The sequence below is a fragment of the Paraburkholderia lycopersici genome (assembly GCF_900096975.1).
GTDB classification, from domain to species: Bacteria; Pseudomonadota; Gammaproteobacteria; order Burkholderiales; family Burkholderiaceae; genus Paraburkholderia; species Paraburkholderia lycopersici.
The window spans coordinates 50,567-70,479 of the sequence record NZ_FMYQ01000019.1 but is presented as its reverse complement, the minus strand read 5'-3'; the positions used below and the strand labels follow the sequence as shown (position 1 = coordinate 70,479).

General features: G+C 66.1%; 17 protein-coding genes. 4 read left to right on the top strand and 13 right to left on the bottom strand.

What is annotated here, in order from left to right; genetic code table 11:
* Positions 1–55: 55 nt before the first annotated feature.
* The 4 genes from BLU17_RS20025 to BLU17_RS20010 form a co-directional block, all read right to left on the bottom strand.
* Positions 56–1,246, bottom strand: coding sequence for an NAD(P)H-dependent flavin oxidoreductase (locus BLU17_RS20025; RefSeq protein ID WP_092000376.1), 1,191 nt, complete (start codon positions 1,244–1,246; stop codon positions 56–58).
* Positions 1,247–1,416: 170 nt separating this feature from the next.
* Entirely contained in the window at positions 1,417–2,850 is a 1,434-nt protein-coding gene (locus tag BLU17_RS20020) for an aldehyde dehydrogenase family protein (protein ID WP_092000196.1), read from the bottom strand.
* A gap of 191 nt (positions 2,851–3,041) precedes the next feature.
* Positions 3,042–4,634: an ABC-F family ATPase gene (locus tag BLU17_RS20015; RefSeq protein ID WP_092000193.1), complete on the bottom strand. Its 1,593-nt coding sequence runs from the start codon at positions 4,632–4,634 to the stop codon at positions 3,042–3,044.
* A 220-nt stretch (positions 4,635–4,854) separates the two neighbouring features.
* Positions 4,855–5,964 (bottom strand): NAD(P)-dependent oxidoreductase, encoded by a 1,110-nt coding sequence (locus tag BLU17_RS20010; RefSeq protein WP_143189303.1) that lies wholly within the window; start codon positions 5,962–5,964, stop codon positions 4,855–4,857.
* Positions 5,965–5,968: 4 nt separating this feature from the next.
* Between BLU17_RS20010 and BLU17_RS20005 the strand changes: the two genes are divergently transcribed.
* Entirely contained in the window at positions 5,969–6,178 is a 210-nt protein-coding gene (locus BLU17_RS20005) for a dodecin (protein ID WP_092000187.1), read from the top strand.
* A gap of 127 nt (positions 6,179–6,305) precedes the next feature.
* Here BLU17_RS20005 and BLU17_RS20000 read toward each other — a convergent pair whose 3' ends face one another.
* From BLU17_RS20000 to BLU17_RS19985, 4 genes are all read right to left on the bottom strand, one after another.
* Positions 6,306–7,391, bottom strand: coding sequence for a BMP family ABC transporter substrate-binding protein (locus BLU17_RS20000; RefSeq protein ID WP_092000184.1), 1,086 nt, complete (start codon positions 7,389–7,391; stop codon positions 6,306–6,308).
* Between the two features lie 79 nt (positions 7,392–7,470).
* A complete protein-coding gene (locus BLU17_RS19995) occupies positions 7,471–8,400 on the bottom strand; it encodes an ABC transporter permease (RefSeq protein WP_092000181.1) in 930 nt (309 codons plus the stop codon).
* Between the two features lie 46 nt (positions 8,401–8,446).
* A complete protein-coding gene (locus BLU17_RS19990) occupies positions 8,447–9,553 on the bottom strand; it encodes an ABC transporter permease (protein ID WP_092000373.1) in 1,107 nt (368 codons plus the stop codon).
* Positions 9,554–9,608: 55 nt separating this feature from the next.
* Positions 9,609–11,228, bottom strand: a complete 1,620-nt coding sequence (locus BLU17_RS19985; protein ID WP_092000178.1) for an ABC transporter ATP-binding protein — start codon at positions 11,226–11,228, stop codon at positions 9,609–9,611.
* A 265-nt stretch (positions 11,229–11,493) separates the two neighbouring features.
* Between BLU17_RS19985 and BLU17_RS19980 the strand changes: the two genes are divergently transcribed.
* Positions 11,494–12,426: a LysR substrate-binding domain-containing protein gene (locus BLU17_RS19980; protein WP_092000175.1), complete on the top strand. Its 933-nt coding sequence runs from the start codon at positions 11,494–11,496 to the stop codon at positions 12,424–12,426.
* A 117-nt stretch (positions 12,427–12,543) separates the two neighbouring features.
* Here the strand turns inward: BLU17_RS19980 and BLU17_RS19975 are convergent, their stop codons facing one another.
* The gene (locus BLU17_RS19975) at positions 12,544–13,944 is read right to left on the bottom strand and encodes an 8-oxoguanine deaminase (RefSeq protein WP_092000173.1); all 1,401 of its coding nucleotides are present in this window, start codon (positions 13,942–13,944) and stop codon (positions 12,544–12,546) included.
* A 558-nt stretch (positions 13,945–14,502) separates the two neighbouring features.
* Between BLU17_RS19975 and uraH the strand changes: the two genes are divergently transcribed.
* Complete coding sequence (gene uraH / locus BLU17_RS19970) at positions 14,503–14,856, top strand: hydroxyisourate hydrolase (protein ID WP_092000170.1); 354 nt, start codon at positions 14,503–14,505, stop codon at positions 14,854–14,856.
* 147 nt (positions 14,857–15,003) lie between these two features.
* Positions 15,004–16,197: a urate hydroxylase PuuD gene (locus tag BLU17_RS19965; RefSeq protein WP_092000168.1), complete on the top strand. Its 1,194-nt coding sequence runs from the start codon at positions 15,004–15,006 to the stop codon at positions 16,195–16,197.
* A gap of 469 nt (positions 16,198–16,666) precedes the next feature.
* Here the strand turns inward: BLU17_RS19965 and BLU17_RS19960 are convergent, their stop codons facing one another.
* The 4 genes from BLU17_RS19960 to puuE form a co-directional block, all read right to left on the bottom strand.
* Positions 16,667–17,203 (bottom strand): ureidoglycolate lyase, encoded by a 537-nt coding sequence (locus BLU17_RS19960; RefSeq protein WP_092000165.1) that lies wholly within the window; start codon positions 17,201–17,203, stop codon positions 16,667–16,669.
* A 21-nt stretch (positions 17,204–17,224) separates the two neighbouring features.
* Positions 17,225–18,235 carry an allantoicase gene (gene alc, locus BLU17_RS19955; RefSeq protein ID WP_092000163.1) on the bottom strand — a complete coding sequence of 337 codons (1,011 nt, stop codon included), beginning with the start codon at positions 18,233–18,235 and terminating at the stop codon, positions 17,225–17,227.
* A 79-nt stretch (positions 18,236–18,314) separates the two neighbouring features.
* Positions 18,315–18,836, bottom strand: a complete 522-nt coding sequence (uraD, locus tag BLU17_RS19950) for a 2-oxo-4-hydroxy-4-carboxy-5-ureidoimidazoline decarboxylase (RefSeq protein WP_092000160.1) — start codon at positions 18,834–18,836, stop codon at positions 18,315–18,317.
* Positions 18,833–19,792: an allantoinase PuuE gene (gene puuE / locus BLU17_RS19945; RefSeq protein WP_092000159.1), complete on the bottom strand. Its 960-nt coding sequence runs from the start codon at positions 19,790–19,792 to the stop codon at positions 18,833–18,835. Before puuE ends, uraD begins: the two co-directional genes overlap by 4 nt.
* Between the last annotated feature and the right edge of the window lie 121 nt (positions 19,793–19,913).

The window sequence follows — 19,913 nt, the reverse complement described above, 5'->3', positions numbered from 1 at the left end:
CTCGTAGAGGCCTACAAATTGTCAGAGACGAGGTGCGGCACAGTCTTGATACGGGTCAAGCCAGTGCGAAGGCGGGTCGTTGTGCGACCGATGGTCGCGCAACACCGGTCAGCAGCAGCTCCAGCAGATCGCGAACACTGCGAATCGCGTTGCCGAAGGGCAGCGCCTCGCGGCCACGGAAGAACAGGCCGTTCGCCACATCGCCGCGCAACGCCGCGGCGAGCCGCGTGTCGATGCAGAAGTGGCCGAATTTTTCGATGCCGTCGCGCAACCCGCACGCCGTAAGGCATTCGAGCCCAGTGGGGCAAGCAAGCTTGAGCGAGCCGATCTTGGCGCGGATACGCGACTCGTTGCGCAGATAACGCTCGAGCCACGGCGTTTTCACCGCGCGCGCAGGCAGGCCCGTCACGCTCACGAATTCGACGATGTCTTCTGGCTTCGCATCGGCGAGCACGCGCTTGAATTCGGGGTGCGCGTCGCCCTCCTCGGTCACGGCGAACGGTGTGCCGACCTGCACCCCGTTCGCGCCGGCCTCGAGCCACTTGCGCACGGCCTCGTGGCTGTTGATGCCGCCCGCCACGACGAGCGGTACGTCGCGCCGCGTGATGCCGAGCGAGGCATACACGCCTTCGAGCTCCTCGAAAACCTTCGCGAAGGCGAAGCGTTCGTTGTCCATGTCGGTAATGTCGGTCACGCCGAGGTGGCCGCCCGCATAGGCCGGATGCTCGATCACGATGGCGTCGGGCAGACGGCCCTTCTTCATCCACTTCTTGAGCACGAGCGCGACGCCGCGCGCGTCGGAAAGAATCGGCACGAGCGCGATGTCGACGCCGGCCGTGAGATCGGGCAGGTCGAGCGGCAGGCCGGCGCCCATCACGATGGCGTCGGCGCCGTGCTCGCAGGCGGCGCGTACGTAGTCGGCATGCGCGTTCACCGCCTTCATGACATTCACGGCAACCATGCCGTTGCCGCCGGCAAGCTTGCGCGCCGCGGCAATCTCGCGGCCCAGCGCGATCAGGTTCGCACGCGTGAGCGTTTCGTGCCGGGGATCGGCGCGACACATTTCCATAAGGTCGCTGTGATGATGGCGCAGGTCGATGCTCGCGATGGTGCCGAGCGCACCTTCGCGCGCGACACTGCCAGCCAGCCGGTGCGCCGAAATGCCGACGCCCATGCCGCCCTGCACGATGGGCAGGAGTTGACGGCCGCGAATCTGAAGCGGTGCGAAGGAGTGTGTAGGAAACATGGTGACCCGCTTTGCTGTGTCGATGACAAAGCGCCTATGGTCGCGCGTACCCCACATATGACATTGATACACGTCAAGCAAAAACGCGGATGCCAGAAATGGCATCCGCACTCATGACTTACATCAACACGTCGCACTAAAAGATTGCGATAGCGCGACGACATGCCTCATCAGGCTTTCGGCACCTTGAATTGCAGCGACTTGTATTCGAGGTATTCCTCGAGGCCATACGCACCGTTCTCGCGACCGTGGCCCGACTGCTTGAAGCCGCCGAACGGCGCGGCCATGTTCCACGCGCCGCCATTGATGTCGATCTGGCCCGTGCGGATGCGCCGCGCCACGCGCAGCGCGCGCTCGTCGCTGCCGGCCCAGACCGCGCCGCCAAGGCCGTAGAGCGAGTCGTTGGCGATCGCCACGGCGTCGTCCTCGTCCTTTGCGGTGAGGATCGTGAGCACCGGGCCGAAAATCTCCTCCTGCGCGATGGCCGCGTCGCGCGGCACGCGGCCGAACACGGTCGGCTTCACGAAGAAGCCCTTCGTCACGCCAGCGGGCATACCGGTGCCGCCCGTCACGAGGTCGGCGCCGTCCGCGATGCCGCGCCCGATGTACTTCAGCACGCGCTCCTGCTGCACCTTCGAGGCGAGCGGCCCGAGCTTCGCCGTCTCGTCGCGCGGATCGCCCACCGTGAACGCTTCGGCGGCCTGCTTCGCCAGTTCGCGCGCCTCTTCGTAACGCGACTCCGGCACGATCATGCGCGTGTGCGCCGAGCAGGTCTGCCCCGAGTTCAGGAAGCACGCACCCACCGTGCCCTTCACCGCAGCCGCGAAATCGGCGTCGTCGAGCACGACGGAGGCCGACTTGCCGCCCAGTTCGAGCGCGACGCGCTTGACCGTCGCCGACGCCACTTCGGACACCCGCTTGCCCGCGCGGGTCGAGCCGGTGAACGACACCATGTCGACGTCCGGATGGCGTGCGAGCAGTTCGCCGACCACCGGCCCGTAACCGGTCACGAGATTGAACACGCCCGCGGGCAGCCCCGCTGCGTGGATGGCCTCGGCGAGCACGAACGCGTTGAGCGGCGCGATTTCCGAAGGCTTGAGCACGACGGTGCAGCCGGCCGCGAGCGCGGCGGCGACCTTGAGCGTGATCTGGTTGAGCGGATAGTTCCACGGCGTGATGGCCGCGACGACGCCGACCGGCTCGCGCACGACGAGCGAATTGCCCACGCGCGCCTCGTACGGGAACTCGCCGGCGAGCTTCGCATAGGCGCCCCAGTTGTAGACGGGGCCGCCCACCTGGATCGCGCGCGCGAGCTTGAGCGGCATACCCACCTCGCCCGCGATCAGTTGGGCGAGTTCGTCGGTGCGGGCCTTGAGGTTGTCGGCGATTTTCTGCAGATACGCGCCGCGTGCGGCGGCGGGCGTCGCGGCCCAGCCGTCGAAGGCGGCGCGCGCGGCGGCAATGGCCGCTTCGGCGTCGGCCTCGATGCCCTCGGGAATGCGGCCCATCGCCGCTTCGGTGCCGGAATCGATCACCTCGATCGTCCCCTTGCCCCGCGGCGCGACCCACTGGCCGCCGATGTAGAGCTGATCGTAGTTGTGCATGGGCGTGCTCCTGTCTCCGGTTTGTTTGCGTGGCATCGCGGCTGCGCCGCGGCGATCCCGCATTCTAGCGTGGTTGACGCTTACGTAAAGCCTTGAGCGGCGCGGACCGCGCACCCCGAAAACAAAACGGGCGACGCTCCCGCGCCGCCCGTCCTTGTCATTTACCGGCCCGCTTCAGGCTCGGCCCAGGTTCAATGCAGCCCCTGGCTCGCGAGGAAGTCCTCGTAGTTGCCGCTGTAGTCGTTGATCGTGCCGTTGGTCTTCACCTCGATCACGCGGTTGGCGAGGCCATTCACGAACTCGCGGTCGTGCGACACGAAGATCAGCGTGCCTTCGAACTTTTCGAGCGCGATCTGCAGCGACTCGATCGATTCCATGTCCATGTGGTTCGTGGGCTCGTCCATGAGCAGCACGTTGTGGCGGCCGAGCATGAGCTTGCCCCAGATCATGCGGCCCTTTTCGCCGCCCGAGAGCACCTTGACCGACTTCCTGATGTCGTCCGCGTTGAACAGCAGACGGCCCAGCGTGCCGCGCACCGACTGCTCGTCGTCGCCTTCCTGGCGGTACTGGTCGATCCAGTCCATCAGCGTGACGTCGTTCGGGAACTCTTCGTACGTGTCCTGCGGCATGTAGCCGACGTTCGCGTTCTCGGCCCACTTCACCGAACCGCCGTCGACGGCCAGGCTGCCGAGCAGCGAGCGCAGCAGCGTGGTCTTGCCCGCGCCGTTCTCGCCGATGATCGCGATGCGCTCGCCCGGCTGCACGCTGAGGCTGAACTTGTTGAAGATGCGGCGCTCGTAGGTCTTCGTGATCTCTTCCGCGACCACGACGATGTTGTGCAGCTTCTTCTCGAACTCGAAGCGGATGAACGGGTTCTGGCGCGACGAGGGCTTGAATTCCTCGATCTTGATCTTGTCGATCATCTTCAGGCGGCTGGTGGCCTGGCGCGCCTTCGACTTGTTGGCCGAGAAGCGGCGCACGAAATCCTGCAGGTCGGCCACGCGCTCCTTGGCCTTCTGGTTCGCGGCCTGCTGACGCTCGCGCGCCTGCGCCGACGCGAGCATGTAGTCGTCGTAGTTGCCCGGCCAGACCTTCAGCGTGCCGTAGTCCATGTCCGCCATGTGCGTGCAGACCTGGTTCAGGAAGTGGCGGTCGTGGGAAATGATGATCATGGTCGAGTTGTACTCGTTCAGAACATCTTCCAGCCAGCGGATCGAGTTGATGTCGAGGTTGTTGGTCGGTTCGTCGAGCAGCAGCACGTCCGGCTTCGAGAACAGCGCCTGCGCGAGCAGCACGCGCAGCTTCCAGCCCGGCGCCACGGCGCTCATCGGGCCGTTGTGGAATTCCGTGCCGATGCCGATGCCGAGCAGCAGTTCGCCCGCGCGCGCTTCGGCCGTGTAGCCGTCGTATTCGGCGAACTTCGTTTCGAGATCGGCGGCTTTCATGTAGTCGTCGTCGGTGGCCTCGGGGTTCGCGTAGATCGCGTCGCGCTCGGTCATCGCGGCCCACATTTCGGTGTGGCCCATCATGACGACGTCGAGCACGCGCACGTCTTCGTAGGCGAACTGGTCCTGGCGCAGCTTGCCCAGACGCACGTTCGGTTCGAGGATGACGGTGCCCGAGCTTTGCTCGAGGTCGCCGCCCAGGATTTTCATGAACGTGGACTTGCCGCAACCGTTCGCGCCGATCAGGCCATAGCGGTTGCCTTCGCCGAATTTGACCGAGATGTTCTCGAACAAGGGCTTCGGCCCGAATTGCATGGTGATGTTGGCGGTAGAGAGCACAGCGCGTCCCGGAAAGTAGATCGGAGAAAAACCTGTAACTTTAGCAGGTTATGTCAGTTGGCGCGCGAGTTCCAGCCGGCGCTCGCGCCCTGTTTGTGGCAACGGGGCGGGGCGCAGGTGCAACCGGCACGAAGAAATGGCCGGCTCCCTCGGCGCGGGGCCGGGCTGAACGCCAAAGCGGGGGTCGCCTGCCCGCTTCGGGGCGGGGCCAGCCTGAGCGCTAAGGCTGGCTGACACGCGGCGTCTGCAGCACCTCGATGAAGCCCGAAAGGTCCGCCTGCGCGAGTCCCATCGCCGCCGCCAGACGCAGTAGTTGCTGGACCGCGCCCGACACGGGCATGGGCGTGCCCGTTTGCGCGGCCGCCGCAGCGATCGTGTCCACGTCCTTCTGGAACGTTTTCAGCGCGCCGATCGGTTCGAGCCCGTCCTGCGTCATGCGCGGCACGAACGTGCGCAGCAGCGTCGAGTCGGCCCAGCCGCCCGCAAGCGCCTCGGGCAGCTTCGCGGCGTCGATGCCGCTGCGGCGCGCGAGGCTGACCGCCTCGGCGATGGCGGCGACCGTCGCCGTGACGATCGCCTGGTTGCACAGTTTGGTGGTCTGGCCCGCGCCCACCGCGCCCATGTGGGTGACGCGCGCCGCGTAAGCGGCCAGGATCGGTGCGACGGCTCGAATTTCGGCTGCCGCACCGCCCGCCATGATCGCGAGCGTGCCGTTCCGGGCGCCCGCCACGCCACCCGAAACCGGCGCATCGACCCAGGCCACGCCGTGCGCCGCGGCGCGCCGGGCGAACGCCTGGGTCGCGTCGGGCGGGATGCTCGAGTGATCGACGATGCGCCGCACGCGCATGCCCTCGCCCGGCGCGCCATCCAGAAGCCCCTGACCGCCGAACACCACCTGCTCGACGGCCGACGCATCCGCGACGCACAGCAGCACGACGTCGGTCTCGCGGGCGAGTTCGCGGGGCGTCGCCGCCACCTGGGCACCCTCGGCGGCCAGCGCCTCGGCCTTCGCCGGCGTGCGGTTCCATACGCGCACCGCGTACCCCGCGCGCAGCAAATGGCGGATCATCGGCGCGCCCATCAGTCCCGGTCCGCAAAAGCCCAATACCTGCTTGTCCTGCTCGTCCATCTTCTCCGTCTCCTGCCTGGTTCGCGGCCGTCGTTGCCGCCTTTCTGCGTTGGCGCGTTGGCGCGTTGGCGCATTCAATGCCCGCTCCCTCGCGAGGCGCCATGATACCCGGCGCAAGGGCTCGTTCCCTGTTCGCGTCTGCGTCGCGCGTGCGTTGCCTATACTCGATTGACACCCCACGCCGCGCCTCCGAGGAGACATTGTCATGAGCGACCACGTCTACAAGCAGATCGAACTTACCGGCTCGTCCAAGGTATCGAGCGACGACGCCATCCGGTGCGCCATTGCTCGCGCCTCGAAGACGCTGCGTTACCTGCACTGGTTCGAGGTCGTGGAGACGCGCGGATTGATCGAAAACGACCAGATATCGCACTGGCAGGTCACGATCAAGGTCGGCATCCGCCTCGACGACTGACGCGGCGGCAAAGTAAAACGGCTGCGCGAGCCGCCGAGGCCACGCGCAGCCGTCCGTCGTGCGGCCGCCCAAATCGCACGGAAAAGGCGCACGCCGCGCCGACGGCGCGGTTGTGCCCCGCTCCCGCTTATTTCGGCAGCGAACCGTCCACGCCTTCGACGTACCAGTTCAGGCGCTGCAGTTCCGGGTCGGTCAGCGTCTTGCCGGCCGGCACCTTCACCGCGCCCGTCTGATCCTTGATCGGGCCCGTGAAGACATCCCACTTGCCGCTCGCGATCTGTTCGCGCTTCGCGGCGACGGTCTTCTGCGCATCGGCCGACAGCTCCGACGTGTTCACGTCGCCGAGATCGACGGCCTTCTGCGGAATGCCCCACCACACAGGGTCGTTCTTCCACTTGCCGTCGAGCACCTGCTGGATCGCGGCGACGTAGTACACGCCCCAGTTCGCCTCGACGGAGCCGAGATGCGCGTGCGGGCCGAACTTCTTCATGTTCGAATCCCAGCCGAACGCGTGGACCTTTTTCTCCTCGGCGGTGGCGAGCGTGGCGCTCGAATCGGTGTTTTGCAGCAGCACGTCCGCGCCCTGGCCGATCAGCGTTTCGGCGGCCTGCTTTTCCTTGCCCGGATCGAACCAGCTATTGATCCAGATGACCTTGGTGTGGACCTTCGGATTCACCGAGCGCGCGCCGAGCGTATAGGCGTTGATGTTGCGCACGACCTCGGGAATCGGCACCGACGCGACGAAGCCGAGCGTGTTGGTCTTCGTCGCATAGCCCGCGGCGACGCCGGCCAGGTACGCGCCCTGATACATGCGCACGTCATACGTGCCGAAGTTCGGCGCCTTCTTGTAGCCCGTCGCGTGCAGGAACACGGCATCCGGAAAGTCCTTCGCGACCTTCAGCTGGAAGTCCTGATAACCGAAGCTCGTCCCGAAAATGATCTTGTTGCCCTTGCTGGCGAGATCGCGGAACACGCGTTCCGAGTCCGCCGATTCCGGCACGTTCTCCACGCGCGTGATCTTGATCTTGTTGCCGAACTTCTGCTCGGCGGCCTTCGAGCCCTGATCGTGTGCGAAGGTCCAGCCGGCATCGCCCGGATTGCCGAGATAGACGAACGCGACGCCCGGCGTGTCGGCGGCCTGAGCCGCGGGCGCGAGCGCCGCCGTGCCGCAGGTCGCGGCGACGGCAAAGGCGGTCAGGATGGTTTTTTTCATCGTGGATCTCCTGTCGTGGATGAGATGACTGCGAGCGTTCAATGCGTATTGTTTGGCATTCCGTACTGATTGACCCCGCCTATGCGGCACCAAAGAAAGTTTTGCCGAGCGAAGCCGGCGCGTTCAGGCGTATCGTGTTCGGGTTGCGCGAGATGAGCACGAGCACGACGATCGTCGCGACGTAGGGCAGCATGGCGAGGAACTGCGTGGGCACGGGCACGCCCACGGCCTGCGCGTAGAACTGCGCGCCCGTGACCGCGCCGAACAGCAGCGCGCCGATCAACAGGCGCCCGGGACGCCACGTCGCGAACACCACCAGCGCGAGCGCGATCCAGCCGCGCCCCGCCGTGATCTGCTCCTGCCACAAATGCAGTTGCACGACCGAGTAGTAGCTGCCCGCGAGGCCGGCCATCGCGCCGCCGAAGGCCGTCGCGCCGTAGCGCACGCCGATCACGGGAAAGCCCACCGAATGCGCGACCTGGGGCGACTCGCCCACCGAGCGCAACACGAGCCCGGCGCGCGTGCGATAGAGGAACCAGCCGACCACGGCGAACATGACGAACGCGAGATAATCGACAGGCGTCAGGCTGAAGAACGCCTGACCGACCACGGGCAGTTGCGACAGTCCCGGAATCGGCCAGGCTGCGATGGTCGCCGACGTGGCGGCGGAGGTATACGGCTTGCCCACGTATGCCGAAAGCCCGACGCCGAAGATCGTGAGCGAGAGTCCCGTGGCGACCTGGTTGGCGAGCATCGTGAGCACGAGAAAACCGAACAGCAGCGACATGGCGACGCCCGCCGCCATGCCCGCGACCAGGCCGAGCCACGGACTGCCCGTGATCGCCGTGACGGCGTAGCCGGTCACGGCGCCCATCAGCATCATCCCTTCCACGCCGAGATTGAGCACGCCCGACTTTTCGGTGACGAGTTCGCCCACGCCCGCGAACATGAGCGGAATGGCGGCGGTGACGGCGCTCGATGCGAGCGAACTGGCTTGCTGGATATCCATGTGATGTGGCCTGTTCCGGATGCGTTTTTTCTGGAGGTCTCGTCGATCAGTTCGCCGCTGTGAGAGGCTGGCGGCGGCGCACGCGATAGTTCACGAAAAGGTCCGCGCCGAGCAGGCAGAAGAGCAGCAAGCCCTGGAACACGCCCGAAAGTGCTTGCGGCAACTGCAGCGAGGTTTGCACGGCTTCGCCGCCCAGATAAAGGAGCGCCATCAGGAGGCTCGCAAGCACGATGCCGACCGGATGCAAACGCCCGACGAACACGACGATGATCGCCGTGAAGCCATAGCCCGGCGACCACGTCGCCTGCAACTGGCCGATCGGGCCGGCGATCTCGCCCATGCCCGCGAGCCCCGCGAGGCCGCCCGAGAGCAGCAGCGAAGTCCAGATCGTCTTTTTCTCCGAGAAGCCCGCATAGCGCGCGGCGAGCGGCGCGAGCCCGCCCACGCTCATGCGGTAGCCCGCGAAGCTGCGGCGCATGAAGAGCCACATGAGCGGAATGGCCGCGAGCGTGAGGAAGATCGAGGCATTCAGGCGCGTGCCGCGCAGCCAGTGGATGCGCCAGTCGCCGCCGAAGGTCGGATAGAGCGCGTCGCCGCTGAACATTTCCGAGAGCGGGAAATTCATGCCGTTCGGATCGCGCCACGGGCCGCTCACGAGCCAGATCAGCAGTTGCGTGGCGACATAGGTGAGCATCAGGCTCGTGAGGATCTCGTTGGTGTTGAAGCGGCTCTTGAGCCACGCGGGAATCGCCGCCCAGGCCATGCCGCCCAGCACGCCCGCGAGCATCATCAGAAACAGGATCCACCACCCCGTCGACTGGTCGAAACAGATCGCGACGCCGCTCGCCGCAATGCCGCCCAGTACCATCTGCCCTTCCGCGCCGATATTCCACACATTGGCACGATAGCCGGCCGCGAGGCCCAGCGCGATCAGGCACAGCGGCGAGGCCTTGAGCAACAGTTCGGACCAGCCGTTGATGCTCGAAAGCGGCTCGACGAAGAACGCGTACATCGCCTGCACGGGATCGCGGCCCACGAGGCCGAAGATCAGGAAGCCGATGGCGAGCGTCAGCAGCGCCGCAATGAGCGGCACGGCGATGCGCACCGTGCGCGACGGCGTCGTGCGGGCTTCGAGTCGGTACGGAAGAATCATGGCGGTGAGGTCGGTGAGGGTTTTCATGCGCGCGCCGTCTGTTGCGGCTGCGCGCTCAGGCATTCGCGACAGTCTGCGTGGGCGGCTCGCCGTTTGACTGGTCGCCGTGTTCGGCGCGCTCGCCGAAAAGGCCCGCCATCCAGCGGCCGATTTCCTCGGCGTTCGTCTCGCCCGTCAAACGCGCGGGCGAGAGACGTCCGCCCGCGAGCACGGCAATGCGGTCGCAGATGTCGAAGAGCTCTTCGAGTTCCTCCGAGATCACGAGTATCGCCACGCCGCGCGCCGAAAGGTCGAGCAGCTGCTGCCGGATGAACGCAGCCGCGCCCACGTCCACACCCCACGTGGGCTGCGCGACGACGAGCACCTTCGGCGCCTGAAGAATCTCGCGCCCCACGATGTACTTCTGCAGATTGCCGCCCGAGAGGCTTTGCGCGAGCGCATCGGGGCCGCCGCAGCGCACGTCGAACGCACCGATACAGCGCTCGGCGAACGCGCGCATCGCGCCTGTCTTCAGCCAGCCCGAGCGCACCATGCCTTCGCGATGGGCCGTGAGCAACGCGTTTTCCGCGAGCGACATGGCCGGCACCGCGCCGCGCCCAAGCCGCTCCTCGGGCACGAACGCGAAACCGAGCTTGCGCCGCGCGCCGGCCGAAAGACGTCCCGCGGGCTTGCCGCAAATCGTGATCGCATCGGCGGGAGCGCCGTGACGGCTCGCCTGCGCCTCGCCCGAGAGCGCCGCGAGCAACTCCGCCTGACCATTGCCGGAGACGCCGGCGATGCCGAGAATTTCACCCGCATGCACGCCGAACGAAACGTCGTTGAGCGAGGCGCCGAACGGGTCGTCGCTCGGCATCGACAGATGCTTCGCTTCCAGCAGCACGTCGCCGGGCGTGTGCGCGCGGCGCGTGTAGTCGGGCAGCTCGCGACCGACCATCAGCCGCGCGAGCGACGCATGCGTTTCCTCGCGCGGAATCACATGGCCCGTGACCTTGCCGCCGCGCAGCACGGTGGCCGTGTCGCAAAGCGCCTGGATTTCGTCGAGCTTGTGGCTGATATAGAGAATGCTGCAGCCTTCGGAAGCCAGGCGGCGCAGCGTGCCGAACAGCTTGCGCACCGCTTGCGGCGTGAGCACCGAAGTCGGCTCGTCCATGATCAGGAGACGCGGGTTCTGCAACAGACAGCGCACGATCTCCACGCGCTGGCGCTCGCCTACCGTGAGACTGTGCACGTGCCGCTGCGGATCGACGTCGAGGCCGTATTGCGCCGACACCTCGCGAATGCGTTTGCCGAGCGCTTTCAGATCGAAGGCTTCGTCGAGCGAGAGCGCAATGTTCTCGCCGACCGTCAGCGTTTCGAACAACGAAAAATGCTGGAACACCATGCCGATGCCGAGCTTGCGCGCCGCGGCCGGGCTCGCGATTTCCACGGCCTGGCCTTCCCAGCGGATCTCGCCGGCGTCCGGACGCACCGCGCCATAAACGATCTTCATGAGCGTGCTCTTGCCCGCCCCGTTTTCGCCGAGCAACGCATGGATTTCGCCGCGTGCGACCGAGAGCGTGACGTCGTCGTTGGCCCGGACCGCCGGGTACTGCTTCGTGATGCCGGCGAGGGCAAGGCGGGGCACGTCGTTGCCGCCCGGCCCGCCCCTGGCCTGACGTGGAGAAGAATCGCCCATGGAGGTTCCGCCGTTGTCCGTTATTGCTGCTTTATTGCTGCCCGAAAGCCGTCTGGCGCATGCCGCCGCGGCCCCGCCGAATCGCGCCGCGGTGCGGGGGTGACGATACCTGTTGGACGTGCCAACGTCGAGCCGCCAAAATTCACCGTTGCCCCGCTGCACGTCGTGCGGGATAAGCCTCGCTTGACGGCCCTTTTTGTCCATATTAAAAACCATATACCCATAAGCCCTATCGATCAGCCTGAACATATAATTCGGAGAGTTCATGAGTCAGCAACGCGAGGCGATCGACACCTACCTCTTGCGCGTCTTGCACACGCTTCTGATGGAGCGCAGCGTGACGCGCGCCGCCGTCAAGCTCAATCAGTCCCAGCCCGCGATCAGCGCGGCGCTGCGGCGCCTGCGCGACATCACCGGCGATCCGCTCCTCGTGCGCGGCAAGTCCGGCATGGTGCCGACCGAGTACGGCCTGCGCCTGCTCGAACCCGTACAGAACGCGCTGCGCGAAATCGAGCGCATCCGCTTCCAGCAGCACAATTTCGACCCGGCCACGTCGATCCGCTGTTACCGGATTGGCTGCCCCGATTACCTGAACGTGCTGTTCGTGCCGACCGTGGTCGAGCGCTTTCGGCAGGCCGCGCCCAACGCGACGCTCGAATTCCATTCGCTCGGCCCCGCGTTCGACTACGAGCTCGCGCTCGAGGAAGGCAAGCTCGACATCGTCATCGGCAACTGGCCCGAGCCGCCCGAGCAACTGCACCTCTCGAATCTGTTCGTCGACCAGATCGTCTGCCTCATGAGCAACACGCACCCGTTCGCGAGGCGGGGCGGCCTCACGCTCGATCAGTACCTGAACGCCCCGCACCTCGCGCCCACGCCCTACTCCGTGGGCCAGCGCGGCGCCATCGACGTACACCTCGCGCGCGAACGCCTCAAGCGCCACGTGGTCGTCACGCTGCCGTACTTCAATCTCGCGCCTTACGTGCTCATCAAGTCGGACCTGATCTTCACGACCACGCGCCTCTTCGCCGACCACTACGCGCGCTTCCTGCCGCTTACGGTCGTGCCCGCGCCGCTCGATTTCCCGCCGATGCAGTACTACCAGTTGTGGCACGAGCGCTGTCATTATTCGGACGAAGTCCGCTGGTTGCGCGGCCTCGTGGCCGAAGCGACGAAGACGCTGATCGACAAGCCCTGAGCGCCCCGTTCGCCTTGAACCGGCGGCCGCGCGGCGCCGCGGCTCGTCGGCCCTTCCTTCGTTTCCGCGAGCAGGCGGCGCGCGCTTTCGGGCACCGCCGCTTCCCGCCTCCCTGCTTTAGCGCGCCATCTGCGCAAGCTGTGCCGCGAGCCGGTTGTGCCGCTCGATGACCGGCTCGAGTTCCACCGTCAGCAACACGCCGTCTTTCACGACGATGCGCCCGTCGATCACGCTCAACGCCACCTGCGACGGCGCGCAAAACACGAGCGCCGCGACCGGATCGTGCAGCGCCCCCGCGAAAAGCGGCTGGCGCAGATCGAACGCGACGAAGTCGGCCGCCATGCCTGGCGCGAGCGCGCCGATATCGTCCCGGCCCAGCACTTGCGCGCCGCCCAGTGTCGCGATTTCCAGCGCCTCACGGGCGGTCATGGCGTCGGGGCCGAAGCCCACGCGCGCGAGCAGCATGGCCTGGCGCGCCTCGGCCACCATCTGCGCGCCGTCGTTCGAGGCCGAGCCGTCCACCCCGAGTCCCACGGGCACGCCCGCGAGCCGCATCTTCTTCACAGGCGCGATGCCCGACGCGAGCCGCATGTTCGAGCATGGACAATGCGCGACGCCGGTTCCCGTGCGGCCGAACAAGCCGATGCCGTGGTCGTCGAGCTGCACGCAGTGCGCATGCCACACGTCGCGGCCCACCCAGCCGAGATGCTCGGCGTACTGCGCGGGCGTCATGCCGAATTTTTCGCGACTGTACGCGACGTCGTTGACGTTCTCCGCGAGATGCGTGTGCATCGACACGCCATATTGCCGCGCAAGCACCGCCGATTCGCGCATCAGGTCGCGGCTCACCGAGAATGGCGAGCATGGCGCCACCACGACGCGCAGCATCGCGTAGCGGCCCTCGTCGTGATACGTCTCGATGAGGCGCTGGGTGTCCGCGAGAATCGCGTCCTCGCGCTCGACCACGGAATCGGGCGGCAGCCCGCCATCTTTCTGGCCGACGCTCATGCTGCCGCGGCTCGCGTGGAACCGCATGCCGATGCGCTGCGCTGCGCGGATGCTGTCGTCCAGACGGCTGCCGTTCGGGTAGATGTACAGATGATCGCTCGACGTCGTGCAGCCCGAGAGCAGCAGTTCCGCCATCGCCGTGAGCGTCGAAATCTCGATCATCTCTGGCGTGAGATTCGCCCATACCCTGTACAGATTCGTGAGCCAGCCGAACAGTTCGGCATCCTGCGCGGCCGGCACCGCCCGCGTGAGGCTCTGGTACATATGGTGATGCGTGTTCACGAGCCCTGGCGTCACGAGATGGCCGCCGGCGTCGATGACCTCGTCGGCCGTGGCGGGCAGTTCGGCCGTCGGACCCACCGCGACGATGCGGTTGCCCTCCGCATAGATGCCGCCGCCGCGGATCTCACGGCGCGCGCCGTCCATCGTCACCAGCATGTCGGCGTTCTTCAGCAGCAAGGTCCTGGCGTTCCGTTGCGGATCTTGCCGCTGCGCGAGTGTGCGTTCCATCGTCCCTGTTCGCTCCGTTGTCGTGCCGCTGCGAGCCCCTGCGCGCTTGCGCGGCGTGTGAACCAGACGCCCTCGCCGTACCCGCCGGCTGCCCGGTCGCGGGGCGCCGGTGCCGACGCGTCCCGCGAAGGACGCCGCTGGCCCGGTTACCCGGCGTCCATCGCCGTCTTCGGGACGCGCAGCACGCGCTGCGCATGGACTCAACGATCCCTGGTCAAAATAATCGTGGCAATTCACGCCGCTGCGATACCCACATTCACGCCGCGCATATAAAGGTCGATTTTTGGCGTCGTTACGATGCACACATGGCGCTTGCAAATCCGGGGAGCAATGAGTGCGCTCTCCCAGGGCGCACCCTCATGCTCGAAGCTTTATCTTTCCTATCGCGCGCGCGCGCCGGCTGCGATCGTTCTTAAAATGCGCATACGGCGCTCGCTTCGATCCGCCGACGGGTATGTAGCCACTGACGTGGAGCCTCGATCCGCCGCATTGCATCATGGGATCGAGCCGCCGCTGAAACCTCGCAATTGCACCAGGCACTCACAAGGAAAACTGCGAATGGGCAAGCTGACTACCCACGTGCTCGACACCGCGAACGGCCGTCCCGGCGCGGGCATCAAAGTCGAACTCTATGCGCTCGCGGGCGACGCGCGCCGCGCGCTCAAGACCGTCATCACCAATCACGACGGCCGCTGCGACGCGCCGCTGCTCGAAGGCGAATCGCTTGCGAAAGGCGAATACGAACTCGTGTTTCATGCCGGCGATTATTTCGCCGCCCTCGGCGCGAACGTGCCCGAACCGCGCTTCGTCGACCGCGTAGTCCTGCGCTTCGGCATCGCCGATGCCCAAGCGCACTACCATGTGCCCCTGCTCGTTTCGCCGTGGTCGTACAGCACCTATCGGGGCAGTTGAGCGACGCGCGTATTCCGGGCGATATTCGATCCCGAACCCCGAAGTCATACGAACAACAACGGCCGCGCGGCGGCGCCGAATCGCGCATGTTCCGCAGTCAGCCCATGCGCCGGGGCACGCGCATTGCAACAGAAGTGGAGGCGTTTCATGGAAGGCTTTATTACCGACTGGCTGAACCTCGCGCTGCGCTGGTTCCACGTCGTCGCGGCGATCGCCTGGATCGGCGAGTCGTTCTATTTCGTCGCGCTCGACAACAGCCTCAAACCGCCCGCCGATCCGAACCAGCGCCGCCGCGGCGTGTTCGGCGAGCTGTGGCACGTGCACGGCGGCGGCTTCTACAACATGCAGAAGTACACCGTTGCCCCGCCCGAAATGCCCGACGACCTGCACTGGTCGAAATGGCCGTCGTACACGACGTGGCTCTCTGGCGCATCGCTTTTCACGGTGCTCTACCTGATGGCGCCGAACACGTATCTGATCGACAAGAACGTGCTCGACATGGGCCCCGTGGTCGCGATCTTCTCGGCGCTCGGCTTCCTCGCCGCGGGCTGGATCGTGTATGACTCGCTGTGCCGCCTGCTCGGCACGAAGGACAAGCTGCTCGGCGTTTGCGTCGGCATCTACGTCGTGATCGCGGCGTACCTCGCCTGCCACATCTTCTCGGGCCGCGCCGCGTATCTCATCATGGGCGCGATGCTCGCGACGATCATGTCGGCCAACGTGTTCTTCGTCATCATCCCCGGCCAGCGCAAGATGGTCGCCGCGATGCTCAAGGGCGAGGTGCCGAATCCCGTTTACGGCAAGCGCGGCAAGCAGCGTTCGGTGCACAACACGTATTTCACGCTGCCCGTCGTGTTCGCGATGCTGTCGAACCACTACGCGATGACCTACGCGCATGCCTACAACTGGGCCGTGCTCGTCGTCATCATGCTGGCCGGCGCGCTGATTCGCCAGTTCTTCGTGATGCGCCATCGCGGCCAGCAGCTTTGGTACCTGCCGATCGGCGGCGTGGCGCTGATGTTCGTCGCGCTCGTGTGGACGCTGCCGCGTCCGGTCGTGCCGCAGGCCGAGGCCGCGAACGCGCCTTCGCTGAAGGTCGCCGACATCCAGCCGATACTGCAGCAGCGCTGCGCGGCCTGCCACTCGGCTCACCCGACGATGATGGGCGCGGCGCCCGCCGGCGTGATGTTCGATACGCCCGACGAGATCTCGCAGAACGCGCAACGGCTGTATCAGCAGGCCGTGACGCTCAAGGCGATGCCGCTTGGCAACGTCACGCACATGACCGACGACGAGCGGCAGAAGATCGCGGCGTGGTTCCAGGGAGGCGCGAAGCCGTAATGTCGGGGGCGCGCATGGGTTGACTCGCGCGCGGCTCCGGGTGGTGAACGGAATAGTGAATCGAAGGACCCGACGTGCGATGCGCTTCGGGTCTTTTTGTTGTCGCGCGGTGCGTACCGCCCGGCCTGCAGCCTCGCGTTCGTTCGGGACGTGCGCCGCACGCATCGCGGCTTTCACAGACCTCCGGTCCGTTGCGTGCGCGAGCACATGCCGCGAACACGTTTCCAGCGACGAGCAGGCGGCGCGTACCGGTTCGCAACCGCCTGTGCAGACTTGAGACGCACGGCGCAGCGCGCCGTTCGATACGCGATACCTACGCGTGCAACCGGGCAAGATCGGGCTGCCCCGCACGGCCGATCATCTCTGCTCGCCGCGCCGGCAATTCGCGAGCATATGCGTCCGGTCGCCAAATGCGAAAAAGCCACGGTCTGCGCCGTGGCTTCCCGGAACCGCTTCGCCATGCCGGCGATCAGCGCATCGCGCTCGCCATCGCCTCCTGTGTCAACCAGAGCGACTCCGGCAAATCCTGCTCATTCAGATTGCGCCCCTCGCCGCCCCGGTCGACGACGATGAAATCGCTCACCTCGTCCAACGCGATCAGCGGATGGTGCCAGACGCCCTTGGCATAGTTCACGCCCTGCCAGCCGCGCGAAACGAACGCGCGAATCTGCGTGACGTCCAGCACGCCCGCCGGGGCGACCACCACGAGATACGGCTTGTCGTTGAGCGGCATGAACGCCTGGCTACCCAGCGGATGCCGTTCGAGCATCTTCACCTCGAACGGCAATTCGCGCGGCTGCCCGCGAAAGAGATTCACGAGCGTGCGGCCGCCCTCGTCCGTCACGTCCACTTTCGCGAGATCGTGATAGCGGATCGTCGTGCCGAGATTGATCGGAATCTGCTTCGCGCCAGCAAGCTCGATCACGTCGCCGAACGGCGCAAACGCCTCGCGCGTGAGCGGCTCGATGGCGAGCGTGGCGCGGGTCGACTGCGTGGTTTCACTCATGATGATGGCCTCGTCAGCGGATCAGGCGAGCGTGCCCCAGAGGCGCACGCGCGAAACGCCGCCGTCGGGGAAAATGTTGAAGCGCACATGCGTGACCGGGCCGAGCGCCGCGAGTTCGCTTTCGTAGTCGTGCTGCTTGTCCATTTGCAGCTTCTGCTCGCCGAGGAGCACGGGCCAGAACATGGCCTGGGTCACGAGCGAACTGTCGGTGCCGCCCGTCACGCGTGCGGCCTGGAATGAGCAGCGATCGGGGTAATTGCCCTTGAAGTGTGCCGTATCGACTTCGATCTTCTTGATGATGCCGGGCTGCGCGAGCGCGATGATCGCCCAGTCGTTACCCGGCTCGCGACGGCGGCGCGTTTCCCAGCCGTCGCCCATGTTCACGCCGCGGCCCGGCATGAGCAGCGTGGAGGCGAGGCCGAAGTGCTGGTTGTTCGCCGCTACGAGGTATGCGCCGTTTTCCATCGCCGCGAGATCGAAGCGCTCGGTTCGGCTCGCGGCCGCCCAATCCACCTGGGGCTGGCCATACACGCGCAGACGCGCGATGCCGCCATCGGGATAGATGTTCACGCGCAGGTGCGTAAACGGCTCGCCGCTCGACACTTCCACGTAGTGGTGGCTATTGCCGTTCAACGACGTCGAGGCAACGACTTCTGTCCATTGCGTCGCAGCGCCCGGCGCGCCGTCGGATACATATGCGCCTTCCACCGAAGCCGCCGGCGGATAATTGCCCGTGAAATGGCTCGTGTCGATATCGATTCCCTTTATCACGCCGGGGCGCGCGAGCTTCACGATGCACCAGTCGTAGCCGTTCGTGCGCTTGCGGCGCGTTTCCCAGCCGTCCATCCACTTGCCGTGGTCGTCGTATTTGCCCGGAATGAAGACGGCCGGCTCCGGATTGAGCATGCGCTCCTTCGGGGCGAAGAAGTCGTCGCTCGCCTCGAGCGCCTGCGCGCCCAGACGCGGGTCCGCGAGATTCACGAAGCGGCGCGTGAAGTCAGGTGCGTTGGGGTCGAGAGTCGGGAGTGCCATCGTTGTCTTCCTTCGTGTCTTTTCTGGGAATCAAAACGACGCAGCGCCCTCCCGGCATAGCCGGGGGCGCTGCGCCACGTCAGGCATCGATCAGTTCATCTAACCGAAAGCGCGCAATGCGGTAAATCTGGTCGAGGCTCGCGCGCAGTTCATCCGCGCGGCTGTTGTTCACGCGCGCCTCGAAGTTCGCGATGATGCCGTGGCGGTCGTAGCCGCGCACCGCCAGAATGAACGGGAAGCCGAACTTCGCGCGATACGCGCGGTTCAGCGCCTGCAGCCTGTCGAACTCCTCCTGCGTGCAGTGGTTCAGGCCCGCGCCGCTTTGCTCGCGCGTGGATTCGGCAGTCAGCTCGCCGCGCACCGCGGCCTTGCCCGCGAGTTCCGGGTGCGCGCTGATGAGCGCGAGCTGCTTCGCCTCGCCCGAGGTTTCGACCGCCTGCGACAGGGTGCGATGCAACGCGTCGATGCTCGCAAACGGGCGCTGCCGCGCAGCCGCTTCGGCCACCCACGGCGAGTGCTCGAAAATGCCCGAAAGCGCCGCCGCGAAAGCGTCGGCCGAGGCGTGATTCAGCTGTTCGAGGGTGTAGTGCATTGCCTTCATGCGGCGGCCCCGCCGTGGTCGTTCTGCTGCGGTTGATAGGGATGATGCTCGCGCCAGTGACGCGCGATGTCCACGCGGCGCGCGACCCACACGCGCTCGTGTTTTTCGATGTGATCGAGAAAACGCTGCAGCGCGCGAATGCGCCCGGGACGCCCGAGCAGGCGGCAGTGCATGCCGATCGACATCATCTTCGGCGCTTCGTCGCCTTCTTCGTAGAGCACGTCGAATGCGTCGCGCAAGTACGTAAAGAAGTGCTCCGCCGTGTTGAAGCCTTGCGGGGTGGCAAAGCGCATGTCGTTGGTGTCGAGCGTGTACGGCACGATCAGTTGCGGCACGCGCTCGCCGCCCGTGACTTCCACGTCCATCCAGAACGGCAGGTCGTCGCCGTAGTAGTCGGAGTCGTAGAGGAAGCCGCCGTGTTCGGCGACCAGCCGATGTGTATTGGGGCTGTCGCGCCCCGTGTACCAGCCGAGCGGCCGCACGCCCGCCACGCGCTCGATCGCTGCCATGCCGAGCTTCATGTGCCCGGCTTCCAGCGCCGGCGACGCATCCTGGTAATGAATCCAGCGATACCCGTGGCACGCGATCTCATGGCCCAGCTCGACGAATGCGCGCGCGACCTCGGGATGACGCTCGATCGCCATGCCCACGCCGAACACGGTGAGCGGCAGACCGCGCTTCTCGAACTCCCGCAGGATGCGCCACACGCCCACGCGCGAGCCGTATTCGTAGATCGACTCCATACTCATGTGGCGCGCGGGATAAGCGGCGGCGCCCACGATTTCGGAGAGGAACTGCTCGGAGCCTGGGTCGCCGTGCAACACGCAGTTCTCGCCGCCCTCTTCGTAGTTGAGCACGAACTGCACCGCGACGCGCGCCTGACCGGGCCAGTTGGCCTGCACCGGATGCCGGCCATAACCGATCAGGTCGCGGGGATATTGGGGATCGAGTGGCATGCTGATCGAATCAATCGAATAGAGAAGATGAAACGAAAAATCTGCGTGACGGCGTGGCGCCGTGCAAGCCCGCCGGCCGGTTCCGCGGGGCCCGGCGGGCGGTCCGCGCAGCCGGCTGACA

Bases quoted from the DNA above. Each gene is read 5' to 3' on its own strand.
- BLU17_RS20000 (WP_092000184.1), bottom strand. From the start codon at position 7,391: ATGAAAAAAACCATCCTGACCGCCTTTGCCGTCGCCGCGACCTGCGGC.
- BLU17_RS20025 (WP_092000376.1), bottom strand. From the start codon at position 1,246: ATGTTTCCTACACACTCCTTCGCACCGCTTCAGATTCGCGGCCGTCAA.
- BLU17_RS20010 (WP_143189303.1), bottom strand. From the start codon at position 5,964: ATGTCTCCTCGGAGGCGCGGCGTGGGGTGTCAATCGAGTATAGGCAAC.
- BLU17_RS19990 (WP_092000373.1), bottom strand. From the start codon at position 9,553: ATGATTCTTCCGTACCGACTCGAAGCCCGCACGACGCCGTCGCGCACG.
- uraD (WP_092000160.1), bottom strand. From the start codon at position 18,836: ATGAAGGCAATGCACTACACCCTCGAACAGCTGAATCACGCCTCGGCC.
- BLU17_RS19980 (WP_092000175.1), top strand. From the start codon at position 11,494: ATGAGTCAGCAACGCGAGGCGATCGACACCTACCTCTTGCGCGTCTTG.
- uraH (WP_092000170.1), top strand. From the start codon at position 14,503: ATGGGCAAGCTGACTACCCACGTGCTCGACACCGCGAACGGCCGTCCC.
- BLU17_RS19985 (WP_092000178.1), bottom strand. From the start codon at position 11,228: ATGGGCGATTCTTCTCCACGTCAGGCCAGGGGCGGGCCGGGCGGCAAC.
- puuE (WP_092000159.1), bottom strand. From the start codon at position 19,792: ATGCCACTCGATCCCCAATATCCCCGCGACCTGATCGGTTATGGCCGG.
- BLU17_RS19965 (WP_092000168.1), top strand. From the start codon at position 15,004: ATGGAAGGCTTTATTACCGACTGGCTGAACCTCGCGCTGCGCTGGTTC.
- BLU17_RS19960 (WP_092000165.1), bottom strand. From the start codon at position 17,203: ATGAGTGAAACCACGCAGTCGACCCGCGCCACGCTCGCCATCGAGCCG.
- alc (WP_092000163.1), bottom strand. From the start codon at position 18,235: ATGGCACTCCCGACTCTCGACCCCAACGCACCTGACTTCACGCGCCGC.
- BLU17_RS19995 (WP_092000181.1), bottom strand. From the start codon at position 8,400: ATGGATATCCAGCAAGCCAGTTCGCTCGCATCGAGCGCCGTCACCGCC.
- BLU17_RS19975 (WP_092000173.1), bottom strand. From the start codon at position 13,944: ATGGAACGCACACTCGCGCAGCGGCAAGATCCGCAACGGAACGCCAGG.
- BLU17_RS20020 (WP_092000196.1), bottom strand. From the start codon at position 2,850: ATGCACAACTACGATCAGCTCTACATCGGCGGCCAGTGGGTCGCGCCG.
- BLU17_RS20005 (WP_092000187.1), top strand. From the start codon at position 5,969: ATGAGCGACCACGTCTACAAGCAGATCGAACTTACCGGCTCGTCCAAG.